Genomic DNA, 16,603 nt, shown 5'->3' with positions numbered 1-16,603 from the left:
TAGATACGTTTTCTTTGTTTCATGGCAACATTCCTCCTTAAATAAGGATAGCGTTGCGCTCACCAATTGAACTCAAGGTTCACAACAGTCATTGAGGTCCTTCAAATTCACTAGCCGCTTTTGGCACATACCTGTCAATTAAATGTGCCCGGTTTTCAAATAAGAAATGCTAACTAACGGTACACCAAATACAAACCAGAACATCTTTCAGCTACTCTTTCGTGTCGCCTTTTAATTCAATAACCGCACTCACTTCAACTGCCATATTGCCAGGCAAGCTACTCATGCCAACGGCGGCTCTTGCTGCTTTGCCATCGTCACCAAACGCGGTTACGAATATATCGGAAAAACCATTTATCACCAGTGAATGTCCAGTGAAATCATCAGTGGCGTTTACCATGCCCGTTATTTGTAGCACTTGCTTCACCGTGCTTAAATCGCCAGTGGCTTCTTTGATTGTTGCCAAAGCACATAACCCTACCAGTTGTGAGGCATCGAAACCCTGATCTACCGTTAAATCTTGTCCCAATTTACCAAGCACACTTTTGCCTTCACAGGCGCCATGACCCGACAGGTACAATATGTTTCCTGCACGGCGCCATGTTACGTAATTCGCTATGGGCTTGACTGGCGCAGGCAGGGTAAAACCATTTGCTTTCAAATTTTGCTCTGGCGTATTCGCACTTGCCACAATAGGTGCAAACATTAATGAAACGGCTGTCGCTAGTATAAATTTCTTCATCGTTTTTCCTTTCTATAGGCTTTTTAACGCTAAAATTAATTGCTTTATTTCTTCAGCTGAAATGAATATCTGTGGGGTCACTCTAATACAACAACCACTGGCTAACCCTACCCTTACCACCGTGAATACATTGAATTCATTTTCCAGTCTTTGCTGAAGCATCTTTGCATCGTCTAGCGACACTTTACCTTTTATTCGAAATGCCCCCATTCCCGTACTTGATGCATCATCTTCGCCGCCCAGCACTTCAATATTAGGCAGCTTTTTCGCTTCCTCTACCCACAAGTTACGCAAATAACGCAACCTAGCTTCTTTATTGGCAGGCCCAATAGACTCATGAAAGTCGATAGCAGCAGGAACCGTTAAGATAGATGCAAAATTTGAAGTGGCAGTGTGAACCCGCTTATTTACTAACGTATTATTAGGGTCGATTTCTCCTGGGTATGGAGAGATTTTTTCTAAGCTGCCCTTCTTCATATAAAGCGCCCCAACACCCACAGGGCTGCCAATCCATTTGTGTAGATTAAAGCCTGCCCAGTCCACATTTAGGTCAGCAATGGTAAAGTCGAGCAAGCCCCACGACTGAGCACAGTCACAAATAACATCTATACCTCGCATTTTGGCCGCTTTAGCAATGTCGGCAACGGGCAGTATGAGCCCGTGCTGGTTACTTACATGGGTAAGCAGCATGAGCTTCAAATTAGGGTGTTTATCAAATGCTTTAACGTAAATATCGAGGATTTCAGATTGGTTAGTTTGCGCGGGTAAAATAACCTCTACAGGTTCTACGTTCTGCGTTTTTGCCAACCAACGCATGGTATCTTTAAAGCTTGGGTAATCAATGTCGGCAAACAGTACGGTATCGTTTACCTCAAAATTATTGTATTGCCGCATTAGATTGTGAATAGACTCAGTGGCGTTGCGGGTAAGCACCACTTCTTCGTTTTCAGCCCCAAGTGCTTGTGCTGCTCTATTGGTACTATGGGCTAGGTCATCTTTAAAGTGTCTACGGCCATAAACAGAAAGCTGAGTATTCACCATTTCCGTCTTCGCAATGAATACTTCCTGCACCTGCTTAGACATCTTTCCCCAATAACCATGTTCTAAATTAACAATGCCCTGCACTTTGTCATAATTCAGTGCAACTTGAGCCCAAAATGACTCATCTTTTGCCAGCATTTCGGGCGATATATTTTTAGGTGTTTTGGGTAATTGGGGTAATTTGGCAGTTACCGATGATGCAACTTCACTACTAGCGTGAACCAACTTTGTTGCCGCCAAAGTTCCTACCGTCCCACCGACCGCCCCAGCTACCAAGGCTTTTAGCACTCGTCTGCGGTTTAAATACTCTGGCACTTCACTCATAGGTTCACACTCACTGCTAGGCTTAAACGAAAAGAAAAAAGGTTTGTATTTCAATGAACTTGAGCCACAAATCTTCTATTAAGGCCAATTAAAGCAATTGTTGAACCACATAATTTACTAATGTGTCATTCTGAATGTAAAGCCTCTCATTCTCTGTTCAGTGCGAACGTGCAAAGCATGACTATTTTGTATTTAAAACTTGTTACAAGACTCAGAATAGGAATAGGTACAAGAAGACAGGTTTTCAGTTCGGCTGCAGCCAACTGTCAATGCGTGTAAATAATCAGCAGTAAAATGTAAAGCATAAGGCGAAGTAGCTGAAACTTAATTAAGGTTTTAATCAACCAGTAGCGGTGAGTACTTTAATTAAAATGGATTTCTAGATGAACAGATGGTTTTGGGGTGTATTGGTTTTCTGCTTTTTAATAGTGAATGAGACAACAGTAGATTGGATACTTGCTATTACCATTGGCGGTTATGATTTTAAGGCAAGTATTGAACATATCTTCCGATATTCCTCACCGCTAGGTTACTTTGAATCCACTCCTTTTCGGCTTATTCCTTACTTATTACTTGCTAGCTTAGCTGCATTTCTTGGTGCTCATTATACTATTCATGAAAAAATAGCCTTTTGGGGGGCATTAATCGCTATTGCGCTCTTTCATTGTTGGGGATATTGGGGCCTAAACTCTCCTTCCTATACGGGTGAGCGCCTATCATCCACAGCAGGGTTAGCCCTCATTTTTATTCCCTTACACGCTATTTGGGTTGGCTTGCTAGCGGGTATAGCTACAGGGCTTTTATCATTATTTTCCGCTAGTATTTTCAAAAAAGTTCGCGGCGTTTAAAGGCACTGCAGCTGCCAGTTAAACGCCTTCGATTGAGCAATTTTGCCTGCTACCCGATACCGCTAATGGCTACCCGATTCCGCTAATGGCTATCAGATACCTTGAATAAGAAGCGCAGACAGATAAAACCCTAAGCCAAATATCGAATGGTTCACAATAGTCTTAAATCTCGCCGCTAACGGATTAGGGGCTTTAGCGGCTGCGATCCCCATTCCAAACGCAGGTTGCATTACAAACATGGGAAATATGATAGTAACTATACCGAATAGCAGCGCTGGCAAGACGGTAGGCTGTTGAAGCCAAGCCGCCGACACTAACAATAAGAACAGCACACCATATACCGCACCAATGACATAGTGGGCAATCCACCCGATGGCACATTCAAACGGCCGTTGTTCTGCAGCGGCAATACTTGTATGTTTGAATTCACCTTGCTGCATATGAGAAAACCACCTTCCCACAAAACACCAATTGGTGGTTGGGGATTTGATGGTACGTTTCATCAGCTCAGCCCAAACATCTAGCACCAAGGTTGCCCCAAGCCCTATAAAAACGGCTGAGATAAACATGCTGACATTCATACTTTTTACCTACAATATTGTAATGAAATAAACCCGCTTAGTTTCGCCCAGCGATAACTCCGCCATCAACATCCCAAATCGCACCGGTTACCCAACTGGTCTGTTCTTGTAGCAAAAAGACAATACTGTTGGCGATATCATCGGGCGTACCAATACGCCCAATAGGATGAAAATCATTGAAGCCAGCTAGCGCATCATCAAGTTCAGACGGGTTAATAAACGACTCATAAATGGGTGTTTTAACTACCGCGGGTGATACTGCATTTACCCGTATATTATGCTCTGCGAGCTCCATCGCCATGTGTTGCGTTAATGCGTGCAACCCTGCTTTCGCCATTGAATAGGCAGAAGACGGTGTTGCTTTTATTGCCTGTTTTGCCCACATAGAACCAATATGCACAATAGCGCCGCCGCCATGCTCAATCATATTATTCACCACCGCCTGACTAATGAAAAAAGTAGCGCGATTTAGGCTAGCGTATGTATCGTAATCCTTAGCTTCATGAGACAAAAATGGCTTAGGGCTAAAGTAACCTGCTGCGTTCACTAAGTACTGAATATGTCGACTTTCATTGTTTATGTTTTGTATCACTTTGTCTATGTCTTGCTGCTGATATAAATTAGCTTGAAGAGTTTCAACCGTAGCGCCATCTTTAGATAAAGCTTCTAAATCAGATTTAGCAGTAGCTAATTTACTGCTTTTATTGCCTAAAATAACAATGCTAATGCCCTTAGCAATAAGTTGCTTGGCGGTGGACAAGCCCATTCCACTAGAGCCACCTACTATCAATGCAATGCTTGAAGAATCCATAATTAATTACCTTGGTTATGTTAAACTGTGCGGCAAATTTAACGGCAATCAATAAACTTAAAAAGTAAGCACTTATCGGTAAGGTAGGTACTTTTTGGTACATCTTAATGAAAACACTAGAGAAGAATTTTTCAAAAAAATTAGTACCAAGCAAGGCCGCGCAAATGGTGGAAACTATTTATGGGTGCAAATGGTCGCTTACTATTTATCAGCTACTTAGTAATGGTATTAATCGCCCTGGCGAAATGGTGCGCAGTGTAGAGGGCCTTACCACAAAAGTACTTAATCAATGTTTACGCAAAAATATCGAATTTGATATTTTAGCCCGCGTTTCTTATAACGAAGTTCCTCCTCGCGTTGAGTACGAAGTCACCGAGTTTGGCAGAAAGTTTATGAGAGTACTTGATGAGCTAGACAAGCTACAAAATGAAATAGATGGGCATGAATAAATACTAGTTCCCCTCTTTCCCCCGAACCATTTGAACTTCCCTACATCTTTAATAAGCCACCTCCCTCAAAACCAGCACTGATTAAAAAAAACGCGATTAACGCTTGCGCTTTAGAATTACACATGTAATCTTAAATGTAAGACTACATGTGTAATCCACTTATTGAAAAGCCTTTATGACATTGGCTAAAGCGAATAAATTATGAATAAACCTAAAGCGCAGCCAGATATTAGCAATACCGAGTTTGAAGTATTAGACGTAATTTGGGACAGCAACCCGGTATCGTCTAACGAGGTCATTGATCGCCTTAATCAACATAAGCCTTGGCATGAGAAAACAGTAAAAACTTTACTCGGCCGCCTAGTTAAAAAGGGGGCAATCAGTTTTCACAAGCAGCAGCGCCAATACCTTTACTACCCCTTAATTGCCCGCGAAGAATATGTTCAAGAAGAAACCAGTAGTTTTTTAAGCCGACTGTTCAAAGGCAAAGTTGCGCCAATGATTGCAGGCTTTGCCAACCAAAATGAATTATCTAAAGAAGATATTGATGAGCTTAAAGCGGTCATCAAGCAGTGGGAGCAAAACAATGATTGAGTGGGTGATTTCTCAGCAGGTTATGTTAACGGTTGTTTTGGCGCTTTTGATCATTTGTGAGCGAATCCTTACTAACCAACTAGGTACAAAATTTGTTTATAAATCGTGGTTGTTAGTACCTGCCGCACTTTTGATGAACAACCTGCCAGTTGATTTGGTCTCTATTCCCGCTAATAGCATCAGCCGCTATATAGTGGGTATTAACCCTAATGTATCCGGTGCGCCATTCAACGTGCTGTTTTGGCTGTGGGCAACAGGTGCTAGCGCAGTAGCAGCGTACATATTGGTGCACCATATAAGCATATTAACGTCTATTGATAAAAAACAGGTTGTTCACTCGCGTAAATCTACCGTTTCAGTAGGCGCAAATACGTCACCTTCCCTTAACGCTTATTATTCTGAAAAAGCTTCTACACCTATGCTTTTTGGTTTTATAAAGCCCGCGGTGCTACTGCCCCGTTACTTTGAGACCGCTTTTTCAAGCACTCAACAAGCATTAATTCTTGAACATGAAAATGTACATAGCCGACACAAAGACAATGTATGGAATGCCACTGCGTTAGCATTTTCGGTGCTTTTTTGGTTCAACCCTGCAACCTGGATTGCGTTAAAGTCGTTTCGTAGCAGCCAAGAATTAGCATGCGATAACTCGGTACTGGCCAACAAATCACCAGACGAGAAACTCATTTATGCAAAAGCACTTGTATGTTGTGCCGAGCATAATTCAAAAGCAGTAAACCTGTACCCAACCTTTGGAGAGAAAAGTACAATGATTAAAAGATTGAACGCGATTAAAACCCCGTATAAAGGTAATAAGTTACTTGCCGCTGGCACAGCGGCTATTTTTGCCTTAATCACTGCCAATATGGCGTTAGCTAATGTGCCACTTCAAAATACTGAGCACAAACAATCGAAGGTTAACGACGCTGCACCGGTAGAATTTGTATCGCCTGCATATCCCAAGTCGGCCGAAAAGGGCAACATTGAAGGCTTCGTTGTATTGCAGTTCGATATTACCAAAACTGGTAGCACCGACAATATCACGGTAGTCAATGCCACTCCCGACGGTATATTTGATGAAAGTGCTAAAGCCGCGCTTAGACAATGGAAATACAAACCGGCAATTAAAGGTGGTCTTGCCCGTAGGCAAACGGGTTTGTTAGTTCAGCTCGACTATAAACTTGATCAGCCTTTAACGGCGGGCACTGAGAAATAGACTTTACGAAAACAAATAGAATACTAAAAGGAGCTGTTGCTCCTTTTAGTGTTTTCTCCAAACAAGGCTTTTCTCACTTAAGCTGTTCTCTCTTAACCTATTCTCTCTTAACCTGTTCTCTCTTAACCGATCATGTCTTCGCCTACACCAACGTAGTACGAAGCAAATATTTCACTGCTACCAGTAAAGACTACGGGCACTTCATTCGCCATACATCGCTTATTCGTTTTCATTTCCCCTAACCTACTGTAACTATTCTCGAAAATTACTAAAGGAGGGCTCGGCACTGTCTTTGCTTCATTTTATGGTTAAAGCAAGTGATTAGGATTGATGCTGATTAGTTTAGATATTAGTTAGTTCGCACAACTCACAAGTAACATTTAGGAGGAAACATGGCTGGTGGCTGGGCAAAAGATGGTGCAGTACAAGATCAAATAGACGCAAGCGTTGAAGATGCCGTGGCGCGTGCTAAAAACAACATGTATCACGGCGAGAGTTCCGAGTTCTGTGAAGAGTGCGATGCCCCTATTCCTGAGCGCAGACGCATAGCAGTGCCCGGTGTTCAGTTATGTATTAACTGCCAAGCCGAAATGGAAAAGGCGACGAAGGTTGAATCTGCATTCAATCGACGTGGTAGTAAAGACAGTCAGCTTAGATAATATTCATACTATATTTTTTAAAATAACAGTATCAAGCACCTTGTAAAAAACACCTCATAAAATATTAGCTAACTATACACTCCAATTATAATTAAAAGCATTTTTCATAAATTTTTACATAAGACAAAATTTTAAAAGTAAAACACTTCTAAAACCTCAACTTTCAAACTGTAAATATTACGTAATTATTTCAAATGAATAAACAGAGCTTTCTAATTTTATTTTAAAAAATTTAATTTTAATTAGTGCTATATCGCTTTCTAGCCGCGCTATCGAATAAAACACGCCATCTTTATTTTTGATTGGCGTAAATATTGCGATGACTAATACGATTTATCAATTGCATTCAGTATTAGCACTTCGATGGCGAGGTTTGAATTACGCCGTCCTTCATTTATTCGAGGAATTCATTATGGAAAGAGAAATCGTTGGAACACCTGCCGCAACGGCCGCTAACTTTAACCTACCAGTCGGGCATCGTATTAGTTGGGGTGCCATTATTGCGGGTATAACATTAATGATTGCATTAAGCTGGCTCATGCTGCTTTTAGGCTCTGCAATAGGCGTAGGTATTGCTGATGCGACCGATTTATCTGCAATGGGAAATGGGTTAGGTATAGGCTCGATTATTTGGATTTTGGTTACCACTATCTTCTCTACCTTTGCTGGCGGTGTATTGGCAGCAAAAATGGCGGGTACGGTAGACGACAGAGTAGGTGCCCTGCACGGTCTTACCGTATGGTCGGTAGGCACAGTGTTAATCATCATGCTAAGTATTTCAGGCATTAGCAGCACCATGGGTTCTGTTGGTAACGCGTTAGGTACTGCAAACAAAGCAAGTTCTTCTATTGTGAAAACAGGTTCAAGCAATAAAAGCATGCTGCCTGAATCAGTAAAAACCGGTATTGCTGCAATGATGAAGCGTCAAGCCTCACAAATTATTAGCGAAACAGGTACTGGCTCACAAAGCCCCAATCAGCAAGAAGTTAGTTCTGCAATTGAATCATTAAGTGCTGAAGACTCAGGTGCTATTACTAGTGCACTCATCTCTGGTGATACTGAAAAGGCGCGAAATGAACTATCACAACGTACCAGTTTAAGCGCTACAGAAATTGACTCGATAATTACTGGTGCCGAAGAAAAAGCGGAAGCTTGGAGCAATTCAAGTGAAGCCCAAGAAGCACAAAACTGGTTGAGTCAGCAAATGAATAGCATTGAAAGCTCGGTAAGCGATTCAGTAGGTGAAATGGCTGGCGGTGAAGTTTCGTCACAGGAAGTTAGCCAAGCAATTAAAGAGTTAAACTCTGAAACTTTGATGGAAGCAGGCCAATATTTAATTACCGGTGAACCTGAAATGGCTAAAGATGTTTTAGCAGTAAATACAAGCCTATCTGAACAAGAAATTGAAGCCATTGTAGATGGTGCGGAACAAGAAGCTGAACAGCTTATTGCAGAAGCAAAAGCTGAGATTAACAAAGTAACTGAGACAGTAGGAACTTATACCCAGGCTGTTCTTTGGACAGCATTTATTGCCTCTGCTTTAGGCTTAATTGCCGGATTGATGGGTGGCCACCTTGGTGCTGGCGCAGTTCGTAAAGTTTACGCAGTGAAGCTTTAATAAGGCAATTTCATCATTGAATTAAAAGTAAGTGAAATTAATTGAGGAAAATATTATGAGAATGGGTTTATTAAGTTTAGTTATCTTAGTTTTATTAATTGCAGCGTTAGTACAAAATGTAGCTATCGGCGGCATCGGTGGTGTTATTCTACTGGTTGTTTTATTACTTTTCCTTACTGGTAGATTGTAATAAAACCTAATAAAGCTAAAAAAATTTGAGAAGAGTAATTTCTTTTCGATAGAAAAAACTTCTCAAAATATTCGAACAAAGCCCCTTAAAAACCTACTTAAGGGGCTTTTTATTAAAAGTTAACTCTGATTTTTCTTAAATTCGCACTTACTTTTTTGCTTTTAATAAATACTATTTCCAATGGGTAATATTTTTGTATCTATGGCACGGGTTAATCAACACACCTTACAAAATCCCCGTTACTACTACGACATATCTAATACCATGAAAAATAAAAACCTATTTGAATCACAAACACGCCATTAAGTTAGGCATGCCACTTCAGCCTTTCACCCCATGATTACTCAAGTTAACCGTTTAGGCATTGCAATGTGCAGCGACTTTTGCGAATCATAACCCATTGATTTATATATTCCTTAGAATGTAATAATAAGAACGGAAACCACATGAAATTCAAAACACTCGCACTAGCGTGTGCCTCTTCAATTATTTTTGGATGTGCAACTTCATCAACGAATCAGTCACAGCCTGCAGAAATATCAACGCCATACACATTAAAGTCTGGTGGCGAAATTTCTGAAAGACAAAAACACCTCTCAATTAGCCATGCAAAACTCGCCTTTTCCTTCGATTTCGACAAAGAGATAGTGTTTGGCGATACTACCCTCACCCTGCAAGCGCCTTCACCACAACAAGAAATCTCTGTGGATTTAGACACGCGTTTTACTATCGGTAGCGTTTGGCTGAACGATACTGCACTATCTGCACAGCAATTTAGTAACCTTGAAGGCGAGCTTATTGTATCGCCGGCTACAAATGTTGCTTTTCCTGCTACATTACGGGTTGTGTATTCAGGCCACCCTCGCACGCCGATTAGAGCCCCTTGGGATGGCGGTGTGATGTGGGAAGAAACACCTGATGGACACCCATGGTTGGCAACGGCGGTGCAAGGTGAAGGGTGCGATATTTTCTGGCCGTGTATCGACCAACCTTATGGTGAACCCGCTAATGCCGATCTTTACATTACAGTACCTAAGCCTCTCGTGGCTGCCAGCAATGGGGTATTAGTAGATACCTTAGAAAATGGTAACGACCGCACGTTTCACTGGCAAACCAAGTCGATGCATAACACGTACGGCATTGCCTTAAACATTGCACCTTATGAAAAGCTCACACAGAACTTCACTAGCATCTATGGCAATACCTACCCATTAACTTACTACCACCTGCCAGAAAACGAAGGCAAGGCGAAAGCCCTGTTTGATGAGCTACCTGAAATGATTACCTTTTTCGAGCGTATGATTGGCCCCTATCCGTTTGCGGACGAGAAAGTGGGCATAGTACAAACGCCTCACTTGGGTATGGAGCACCAAACCATAAACGCCTATGGTAACGAATATAAAAAAGACGATGCTGGTTACGATTGGTTGATGCAACATGAGTTTGCTCATGAATGGTTTGGTAATCAACTGACCAACGACAACTGGGATCACATGTGGTTACACGAAGGGTTTGGCACCTACATGCAGCCGCTTTATGCTCAATACCTTCACGGCAACGAAGCGTATTTTACTAAGCTAAATGCACAGCGAAAAGGGTTGGCTAATGCTCACCCCATCGTAAGTAATGAATTGATGTCTGAAGAAGATGTGTATGAAAAAGGCCCTGCAGGTGATATTTATGCCAAAGGTTCTTGGGTTATTCATACACTTAGAGGACTAATGGGCGACAAAGATTTTTTCCGCTCTGTCACTGAATTAGTGTACGGTCGTAGCGATCCAGAACCTGGAAATTTCAAACCAGTTTTCGCCAATACTCAAGACTTTATTGATATCGTCAATAAAAACAGTGAGCAAAACCTAGATTGGTTTTTTGACGTGTATATATTTAGCGCGGCCTTACCTAAATTAGACGTTGCTCGCTCTGACCACGATGTAAGCTTTACATGGCAAACCGAAGGTGATTTACCCTTCCCTATGCCGTTAGAGGTTAGCGTAAACGGTAAAGTAACCACGCTCGATATGCAAAACCAAAACAGCTTATTTGTAAGCCAATACGATATTGTAATTGCCGATCCGAACAGCAAAGTGCTTCGTTACGAGCAACGCTTTGAAGACTATAAAGCTTGGCAAGAAGAGCAAGCTGAAATAAAGGATAAGCAAACTGAGGAATAAGCTTAAAACAGAGCCCCTTAACTACGCGCCACTCTATTCACTCCATGCCATGCCGCAATAAGCACAGCATGAAGTGGATAGCATGCCGATTAAGGAGCCCTTACTTATATTGGTAAAATGAATCCATAAATATCAGTTACGGTTTTACCCTTATTTACCGATTTTTTACCATCTATTACCGATTTTTTACCATCTATTACCGATGTTTTACCTCCTATTACCGATGTTTACCGCTTTTGGGAAATAGGGGTAACTCTATTTTTTTCCCCTACAAGCTCTTCTAACGCCACACCGGGATCTTCTTCCCCAGCTACTGACGACGCATAGGGGCTAGCAGCCTTGGCTTCCGCATCCGAAACAGGCGTAACGTTGCTATCACGGGTGCTCTGGGTGCCCAGGGTCTCAGAAGCGTCAACGTTTCCATCTTGATTCTTACCTTTTAAACCACGCATTAATTCCTCCAAATAGGGTACAAACTCTAAGGCTAGTGCTACCAATAACACGGTAACTAAATACCATGTGGGTAAAGGGTCTTCTTTAAGTTGAAGCGCGAAATCGGCGGGGATATCGCCAATACCAAACAGCGCGGTGAAATGAGGCCAATGTCGGCCCACCACTAAAACTAAGGCTAGCAGCGGGATCATTTCTAAAAAGCTATGAACATGCTGTTCAATGGGTCCTACACGGCGCTTAGTTACCGCGTAAGAGACATCCCACATGGCTGTGGCTTCATGCACAAAAAAGAGCAGAATACTGATAGCAATAATTAGGCTGTTTACTTCAAATATCAGCACCATGAAAAGTGGAATGCCTACTTCAGCGAACATAAGTAAATGAATAAGCGATTCTTTTGCGCCGCTAGTACCGGAAATATTACTTCGCTTATGGCAGTACCAATCGACAATACCCGCCAAGAACCAGATGGGAATGATGAAATACATTAGGATTATTAGCGTAGGATCGTCCATAGAAACCTGCCTCTCCTCAAAACATGGCCCACATCAAGTGATGCAGGCGAAGGTGTATGAGGTTATAAACGGGCAATTGACCAGAACAGATTAGCAATTCATTAAATTTTTTTAACGTTTAGCGACTGGAATCGAACTATTTGATAGTTAGCGACACCCAAACCATTCTATGGTCAGAGCTTGCTTGCCTGTCTTTTACTAGCCTATATAAATCACTGTCTTTGGTAGGCCAAAATACGCCGGCGTCTTTTACGTCGAAACCATACTGTGAAGGCAGCACATAATCGGCTCTTGCCCCCCAATACGCAGTGAATCGGTTACTGAAGGCTTTGTTTGAGGCTTCTGCACCACCCGCACTTGTAGGAATAAGGCTATTGTTCACTAACAGGCTTTCAGTTAATTGCTCAATCACATCAGGTCTATGTTTATCGCCAATATCAGCAGCATTAAAGTCGCCGACTAGTACGAATCGGTCGTTGTCTTTTAAGCTAACTTGCTCGCCAGCATCGTCATAAATATAGCCACCACGTTTTGGCGTTAAATAATCTGCCATTAGGCGAATTTCATCGTGATTACGGGTACCGTTTCTGTCTTCCTCACCATCAAAATTTGGCGGCGTGGGGTGCATGGCTAACACATGCACTAATTCTCCGTTCACATTAACCGGAATATCCCAATGAGATTTAGAGCTTAAACGAAAGGCCTGCCACTCTTCTTCTGAATACCAAGGCGTACCCGCTTCTTCAGTACTGGCGGCAGGTAACATGGGCTGTTGGGCATCAGGCATATCTTGCCATTTGAAGGTTTGAAACGTACGTGCGCTAGCATGATCAATAGGGTACTTAGACAATACCACCATGCCATATTGGCCTGGGTATAACCCATAACCATAAGCATCACCGCCGTATTGTTCTTTTTTACCGTTGTTGTCTAAATCAAAATTCGTGGGCTCGCCGGTATTCACGGTATTAGTATAAACATAGCCATAATCCACAGCATTTTGACCAGCTTGTGAGACATTTAGGTAATGTTTGATAAAGTTATCGATACCTACTGACTGGTCGGCGATATAATCAAACTCATTGAGTAACAGAATGTCGGGGTTAACACGTTGAATAATTTCAGCAATATTCTTAACTTGCTGATTATCACCATTAGATAGCACCTGCTGTAAAACCTTAGCACTAGGCGCTAACCCAAGCGCTTTGTAGTTAGTCGATTCCATGCTTACGTTAAACGTGGCTACTTTTAGTGTTTGCGCTATCTGTTCCTCTTGATTGCCCTGTGCTTCAAAAGGTTGAAGTGCTTCGGCGTGTAGGCCAAATGGTAGCAAGGTAAATAGTGATAAAAGAAGCCTGTATTTCATGGGTTTACTCAGTGGTTATTCTACTTTCTATAAGACTACCAATATTATGGTGATTACCAAGCGGTTTTAACCTATTTATTCGTCGCTTGAAATCTTAGTATCAGCTGACATTTTTTACTCGCTAACTTAGATGCAGTATAGTGAACGTCCATTTTTAGGTAGTAAATGAATGTCGATTAACCTGCGTAAAACAAGCCGCAATTTTCACTTGTGGCTTTCTTTGGTCATTTTTATTCCTGTCGTTGTTGTGATTGGCAGTGGCCTTTTGTTGCAGGTGAAAAAAGAGTTCGACTGGCTACAACCGCCTACCCAAAAAGCCCTTGGCGATACGCCATCTATTAGCTTTGATAACATTATTGAAGCGGTAAAAAATGTTCCTGAAGCCGAATTAAATGGTTGGGGCGATATCGACCGTTTAGACGTTCGCCCCAATAAAGGCATTATAAAAGTACGCGGTAAGAATCATTGGGAAGTGCAGCTAGATGCAATTAGTGGCGAAGTGCTGCAGGTTGCTTATCGGCGTACCGATACTATCGAAGCTATTCACGATGGCAGCTGGTTTTTTGAAGGGGCAAAACTATGGTTGTTTTTGCCCGCCGCCATTTTGCTTTTCATTTTATGGCTGACGGGCTTAGTGATGTTGTTTACTACGTTAAAAAGTAAATATCTAAAGCAATATTATCGCTCACAGCAAAAAAGTTAGCACTAACTGTACGCTTTCACCTTGTGCAAACGCTGCTTTGTCATCGGCGCTCACATAATATTGCTGATTAGTAAGATTCCGCCAACTCGCTTGCAACGACATACGTTGGCTCAATTGCCATGCCGCACCAATATCTAATGTGGTTACATTGTCGAGTTCTTTTTCACCATCGCCAATATCTCGTTTGCTAGCACGATAAACCAGTGTTGAAAATAGCCATATATTCTCTAGTTCATACCCTAATGTTAATCGCTGACTGTTTGGCGGAATATCCGCGATAGCGTTTCCTGCAGCATCTTCACCATCAATCCACGCGCCATTTAACTGCGCAAACCAATACCCCTGATTTGGTACGTTACTTTGCGGCCTATTTACCGCTTGTGACTGTTGCCAATCTAGCTGATAGCTTATGCCTTGAATGGTCGCACTGTCTAAATTACTATAAACCTGCACATCTTCAGATACCGTTATACGTTCAATATAGTGATTAATTTTTTGATGAAATACTTCAACTGAGCCCGTTAAATCTTTGCTGTTGTACGATAACGAAGCCTGTATGTTTGTGGCCTGCTCTGTCTCTAAATCGGCATCACCTAGCACGGTGCCCCGAGGGGTTTCTCCCGAAAAGTAACGCTCTGTTAATGACGGGTTTCTAAAGGCGCTAGATACGTAAACACTTGCCGACCATTGCGGCGAGAGCATATGGCTAGCCCCAATAAAACCGCTAACGTTAGTATTAGTGACATCATCAGCGTTGTTAGACTGCTGCTGCCAATCTAACCTGCCTCCAAATGCTAGCGAAGTAGCACCAAAGGTATGCGATGCATCAGCAATACCTGCCACTGTGTTTTCGCTGGCATCCAATGTACGAAGCTCGTAAGCTAATTCAGAGATAAAAGATGAATCGGTTAGGTTTGAAGCTTCATCTAAAAGAGGCTGATTTGTAAGCGTTTTGTCTCCAAGAAATTCGTCTATAATAGATTCACCTACAAGCGATCCACTAGCAGAGGAAACCAAGGAAAACTCTCTTTCATCAATAATTACCCCCTCTCGTCCCATCAATTGAACTTGCCAATTCACTTGCCAGTTATTAATACGTGCATTACTGCCAACATCAAACCCGAAATCTAACGCCTCGCTTTCACTTTCGTTTATCCGATCCTCTGGCCTTAAAATGTGGGTGTCCAATGTGGATTGGTGCCACCAAAGGTTGCTTACTAGGTCTGTGCTAGATGGGTCAGAGTTAGCTATGTCTTCGCTGAATAAGTCTCCGCTAAATAAATCTCCGCTAAATAAATCAGAGAATGCAAAGGTCATTTTGCCTAGCCAATGCGTATTTTCTGGGTAGGTAGTTATTCTGTCTTCGGGAAAGTCACTGCTGGATTTACCAATATCACGGTTGTCTGAATACAAAGTCCACGCTTCTTTCAGCACCCCACTTTCCGGTCGATGCCTTATGAATAGCGCGGTTTGTTCGAACTTATCGAACAGCGTATTACCTTGTGCATCATTACCGTTATTCCCTTTACGGTACGACAGATTCCAATCGGTATTGCCTGCGTAATCGGCGTAACTATAATCTTGAGCCTGTTGGTTACTGCTCCACCCCACTTGAAGGTTAGATTCAGTGTTGTATGGAAGTAACAAATCTACAGCGCCACCAATAGCGCCCGAGCCTAAATAGGTAGACGCAGCCCCTGGAATGACGGCAACACCTTGAATAAATGATGGGGGAACAAACCCAATACTCGCCCCTGCTCTGCGGTCGCTCACAATAGGTACGCCATCAAGTAGCGATTGAATTCGCCAGCGAGAGAAGCCGCGAATATTGATGTTTTGAATTTGCCCACCTTGCCCATTTAAGTTAACAGACGGCGATTGAAGCAAAATGTCATTGATGTGAGGGCTACCCACAAGGTTCGATTTATCGTAGCTATATTGGGGGAAAATACTGTTCAAGGTTTCATTGTAATACGGGCGCTCAGCCGTGACAGTGTACCGCTCTAGCTCCTCGGTACTCATAACTTCAGTACTAGCAGCGTGAGCTTCTTCAGTAGCAGATCCTTCAATAGCAGCGCCGTCAATACTACTAGCACTGGCACAAAAAACGGGAGCAGCTAAAAATGAAACGGTTAAAAATAACTTAAAAGGGGCTAATCTAAAAATTGAAAACTTAGCCGAAGGTAATTCAAAAAACTTCGAACGGAATATAAAACAGAAAGAATACGACAGGCTTTTCATTGGGTCTTGCTACGGTAATAAAACTAATAAAAGGAAGGGTAAGAATAAAAACGCGGCAGCATAACGCTGCCGCATCTG

General features: G+C 42.2%; 16 protein-coding genes. 9 read left to right on the top strand and 7 right to left on the bottom strand.

Annotation, left to right across the window (positions count from 1 at the left end):
- Positions 1-211: 211 nt before the first annotated feature.
- Positions 212-742, bottom strand: a complete 531-nt coding sequence (locus Q4561_RS18405) for a RidA family protein (RefSeq protein WP_303462712.1) — start codon at positions 740-742, stop codon at positions 212-214.
- Between the two features lie 12 nt (positions 743-754).
- The gene (locus Q4561_RS18400; RefSeq protein ID WP_303462711.1) at positions 755-2,107 is read right to left on the bottom strand and encodes an aminotransferase class V-fold PLP-dependent enzyme; all 1,353 of its coding nucleotides are present in this window, start codon (positions 2,105-2,107) and stop codon (positions 755-757) included.
- A 383-nt stretch (positions 2,108-2,490) separates the two neighbouring features.
- On the opposite strand from Q4561_RS18400, the gene Q4561_RS18395 reads away from it, so the two are divergent.
- Positions 2,491-2,955, top strand: coding sequence for a hypothetical protein (locus Q4561_RS18395; RefSeq protein WP_303462710.1), 465 nt, complete (start codon positions 2,491-2,493; stop codon positions 2,953-2,955).
- Between the two features lie 92 nt (positions 2,956-3,047).
- Here Q4561_RS18395 and Q4561_RS18390 read toward each other — a convergent pair whose 3' ends face one another.
- The gene (locus tag Q4561_RS18390) at positions 3,048-3,536 is read right to left on the bottom strand and encodes a DUF2938 domain-containing protein (RefSeq protein WP_303462709.1); all 489 of its coding nucleotides are present in this window, start codon (positions 3,534-3,536) and stop codon (positions 3,048-3,050) included.
- A gap of 37 nt (positions 3,537-3,573) precedes the next feature.
- Positions 3,574-4,347: an SDR family NAD(P)-dependent oxidoreductase gene (locus Q4561_RS18385; protein WP_303462707.1), complete on the bottom strand. Its 774-nt coding sequence runs from the start codon at positions 4,345-4,347 to the stop codon at positions 3,574-3,576.
- 107 nt (positions 4,348-4,454) lie between these two features.
- Between Q4561_RS18385 and Q4561_RS18380 the strand changes: the two genes are divergently transcribed.
- From Q4561_RS18380 to Q4561_RS18350, 7 genes are all read left to right on the top strand, one after another.
- Positions 4,455-4,796 carry a helix-turn-helix domain-containing protein gene (locus Q4561_RS18380; RefSeq protein WP_303462706.1) on the top strand — a complete coding sequence of 114 codons (342 nt, stop codon included), beginning with the start codon at positions 4,455-4,457 and terminating at the stop codon, positions 4,794-4,796.
- 201 nt (positions 4,797-4,997) lie between these two features.
- On the top strand, positions 4,998-5,390 hold the full coding sequence (locus tag Q4561_RS18375; RefSeq protein ID WP_303462705.1) for a BlaI/MecI/CopY family transcriptional regulator: 393 nt from the start codon (positions 4,998-5,000) through the stop codon (positions 5,388-5,390).
- Entirely contained in the window at positions 5,383-6,606 is a 1,224-nt protein-coding gene (locus Q4561_RS18370; protein WP_303462704.1) for a TonB family protein, read from the top strand. The genes Q4561_RS18375 and Q4561_RS18370 overlap by 8 nt, the downstream gene beginning before the upstream one ends.
- A 392-nt stretch (positions 6,607-6,998) precedes the next feature.
- Entirely contained in the window at positions 6,999-7,265 is a 267-nt protein-coding gene (locus Q4561_RS18365; RefSeq protein WP_303462703.1) for a DksA/TraR family C4-type zinc finger protein, read from the top strand.
- A gap of 412 nt (positions 7,266-7,677) precedes the next feature.
- Entirely contained in the window at positions 7,678-8,883 is a 1,206-nt protein-coding gene (locus Q4561_RS18360; protein WP_303462702.1) for a hypothetical protein, read from the top strand.
- Positions 8,884-8,938: 55 nt separating this feature from the next.
- Positions 8,939-9,073, top strand: coding sequence for a hypothetical protein (locus tag Q4561_RS18355; protein WP_303462701.1), 135 nt, complete (start codon positions 8,939-8,941; stop codon positions 9,071-9,073).
- 446 nt (positions 9,074-9,519) lie between these two features.
- Positions 9,520-11,247 carry a M1 family metallopeptidase gene (locus Q4561_RS18350; protein ID WP_303462700.1) on the top strand — a complete coding sequence of 576 codons (1,728 nt, stop codon included), beginning with the start codon at positions 9,520-9,522 and terminating at the stop codon, positions 11,245-11,247.
- 227 nt (positions 11,248-11,474) lie between these two features.
- Here the strand turns inward: Q4561_RS18350 and Q4561_RS18345 are convergent, their stop codons facing one another.
- Together Q4561_RS18345 and Q4561_RS18340 are read right to left on the bottom strand one after the other, a co-directional pair.
- Positions 11,475-12,215: a diguanylate cyclase gene (locus Q4561_RS18345; RefSeq protein WP_303462699.1), complete on the bottom strand. Its 741-nt coding sequence runs from the start codon at positions 12,213-12,215 to the stop codon at positions 11,475-11,477.
- Positions 12,216-12,351: 136 nt separating this feature from the next.
- Positions 12,352-13,581 carry an endonuclease/exonuclease/phosphatase family protein gene (locus Q4561_RS18340; RefSeq protein ID WP_303462698.1) on the bottom strand — a complete coding sequence of 410 codons (1,230 nt, stop codon included), beginning with the start codon at positions 13,579-13,581 and terminating at the stop codon, positions 12,352-12,354.
- A 169-nt stretch (positions 13,582-13,750) separates the two neighbouring features.
- Between Q4561_RS18340 and Q4561_RS18335 the strand changes: the two genes are divergently transcribed.
- Entirely contained in the window at positions 13,751-14,284 is a 534-nt protein-coding gene (locus Q4561_RS18335; RefSeq protein ID WP_303462697.1) for a PepSY domain-containing protein, read from the top strand.
- On the opposite strand, the gene Q4561_RS18330 is transcribed toward Q4561_RS18335, so the two are convergent.
- Positions 14,267-16,525 (bottom strand): TonB-dependent siderophore receptor, encoded by a 2,259-nt coding sequence (locus tag Q4561_RS18330; protein ID WP_303462696.1) that lies wholly within the window; start codon positions 16,523-16,525, stop codon positions 14,267-14,269. The genes Q4561_RS18335 and Q4561_RS18330 overlap by 18 nt on opposite strands.
- Between the last annotated feature and the right edge of the window lie 78 nt (positions 16,526-16,603).

The organism is Alteromonas sp. 1_MG-2023 (genome assembly GCF_030547075.1).
GTDB lineage: Bacteria > Pseudomonadota > Gammaproteobacteria > Enterobacterales > Alteromonadaceae > Alteromonas.
Note: the sequence above shows the minus strand (reverse complement) of the source record. Positions and strands in the feature narration are given on the sequence as shown.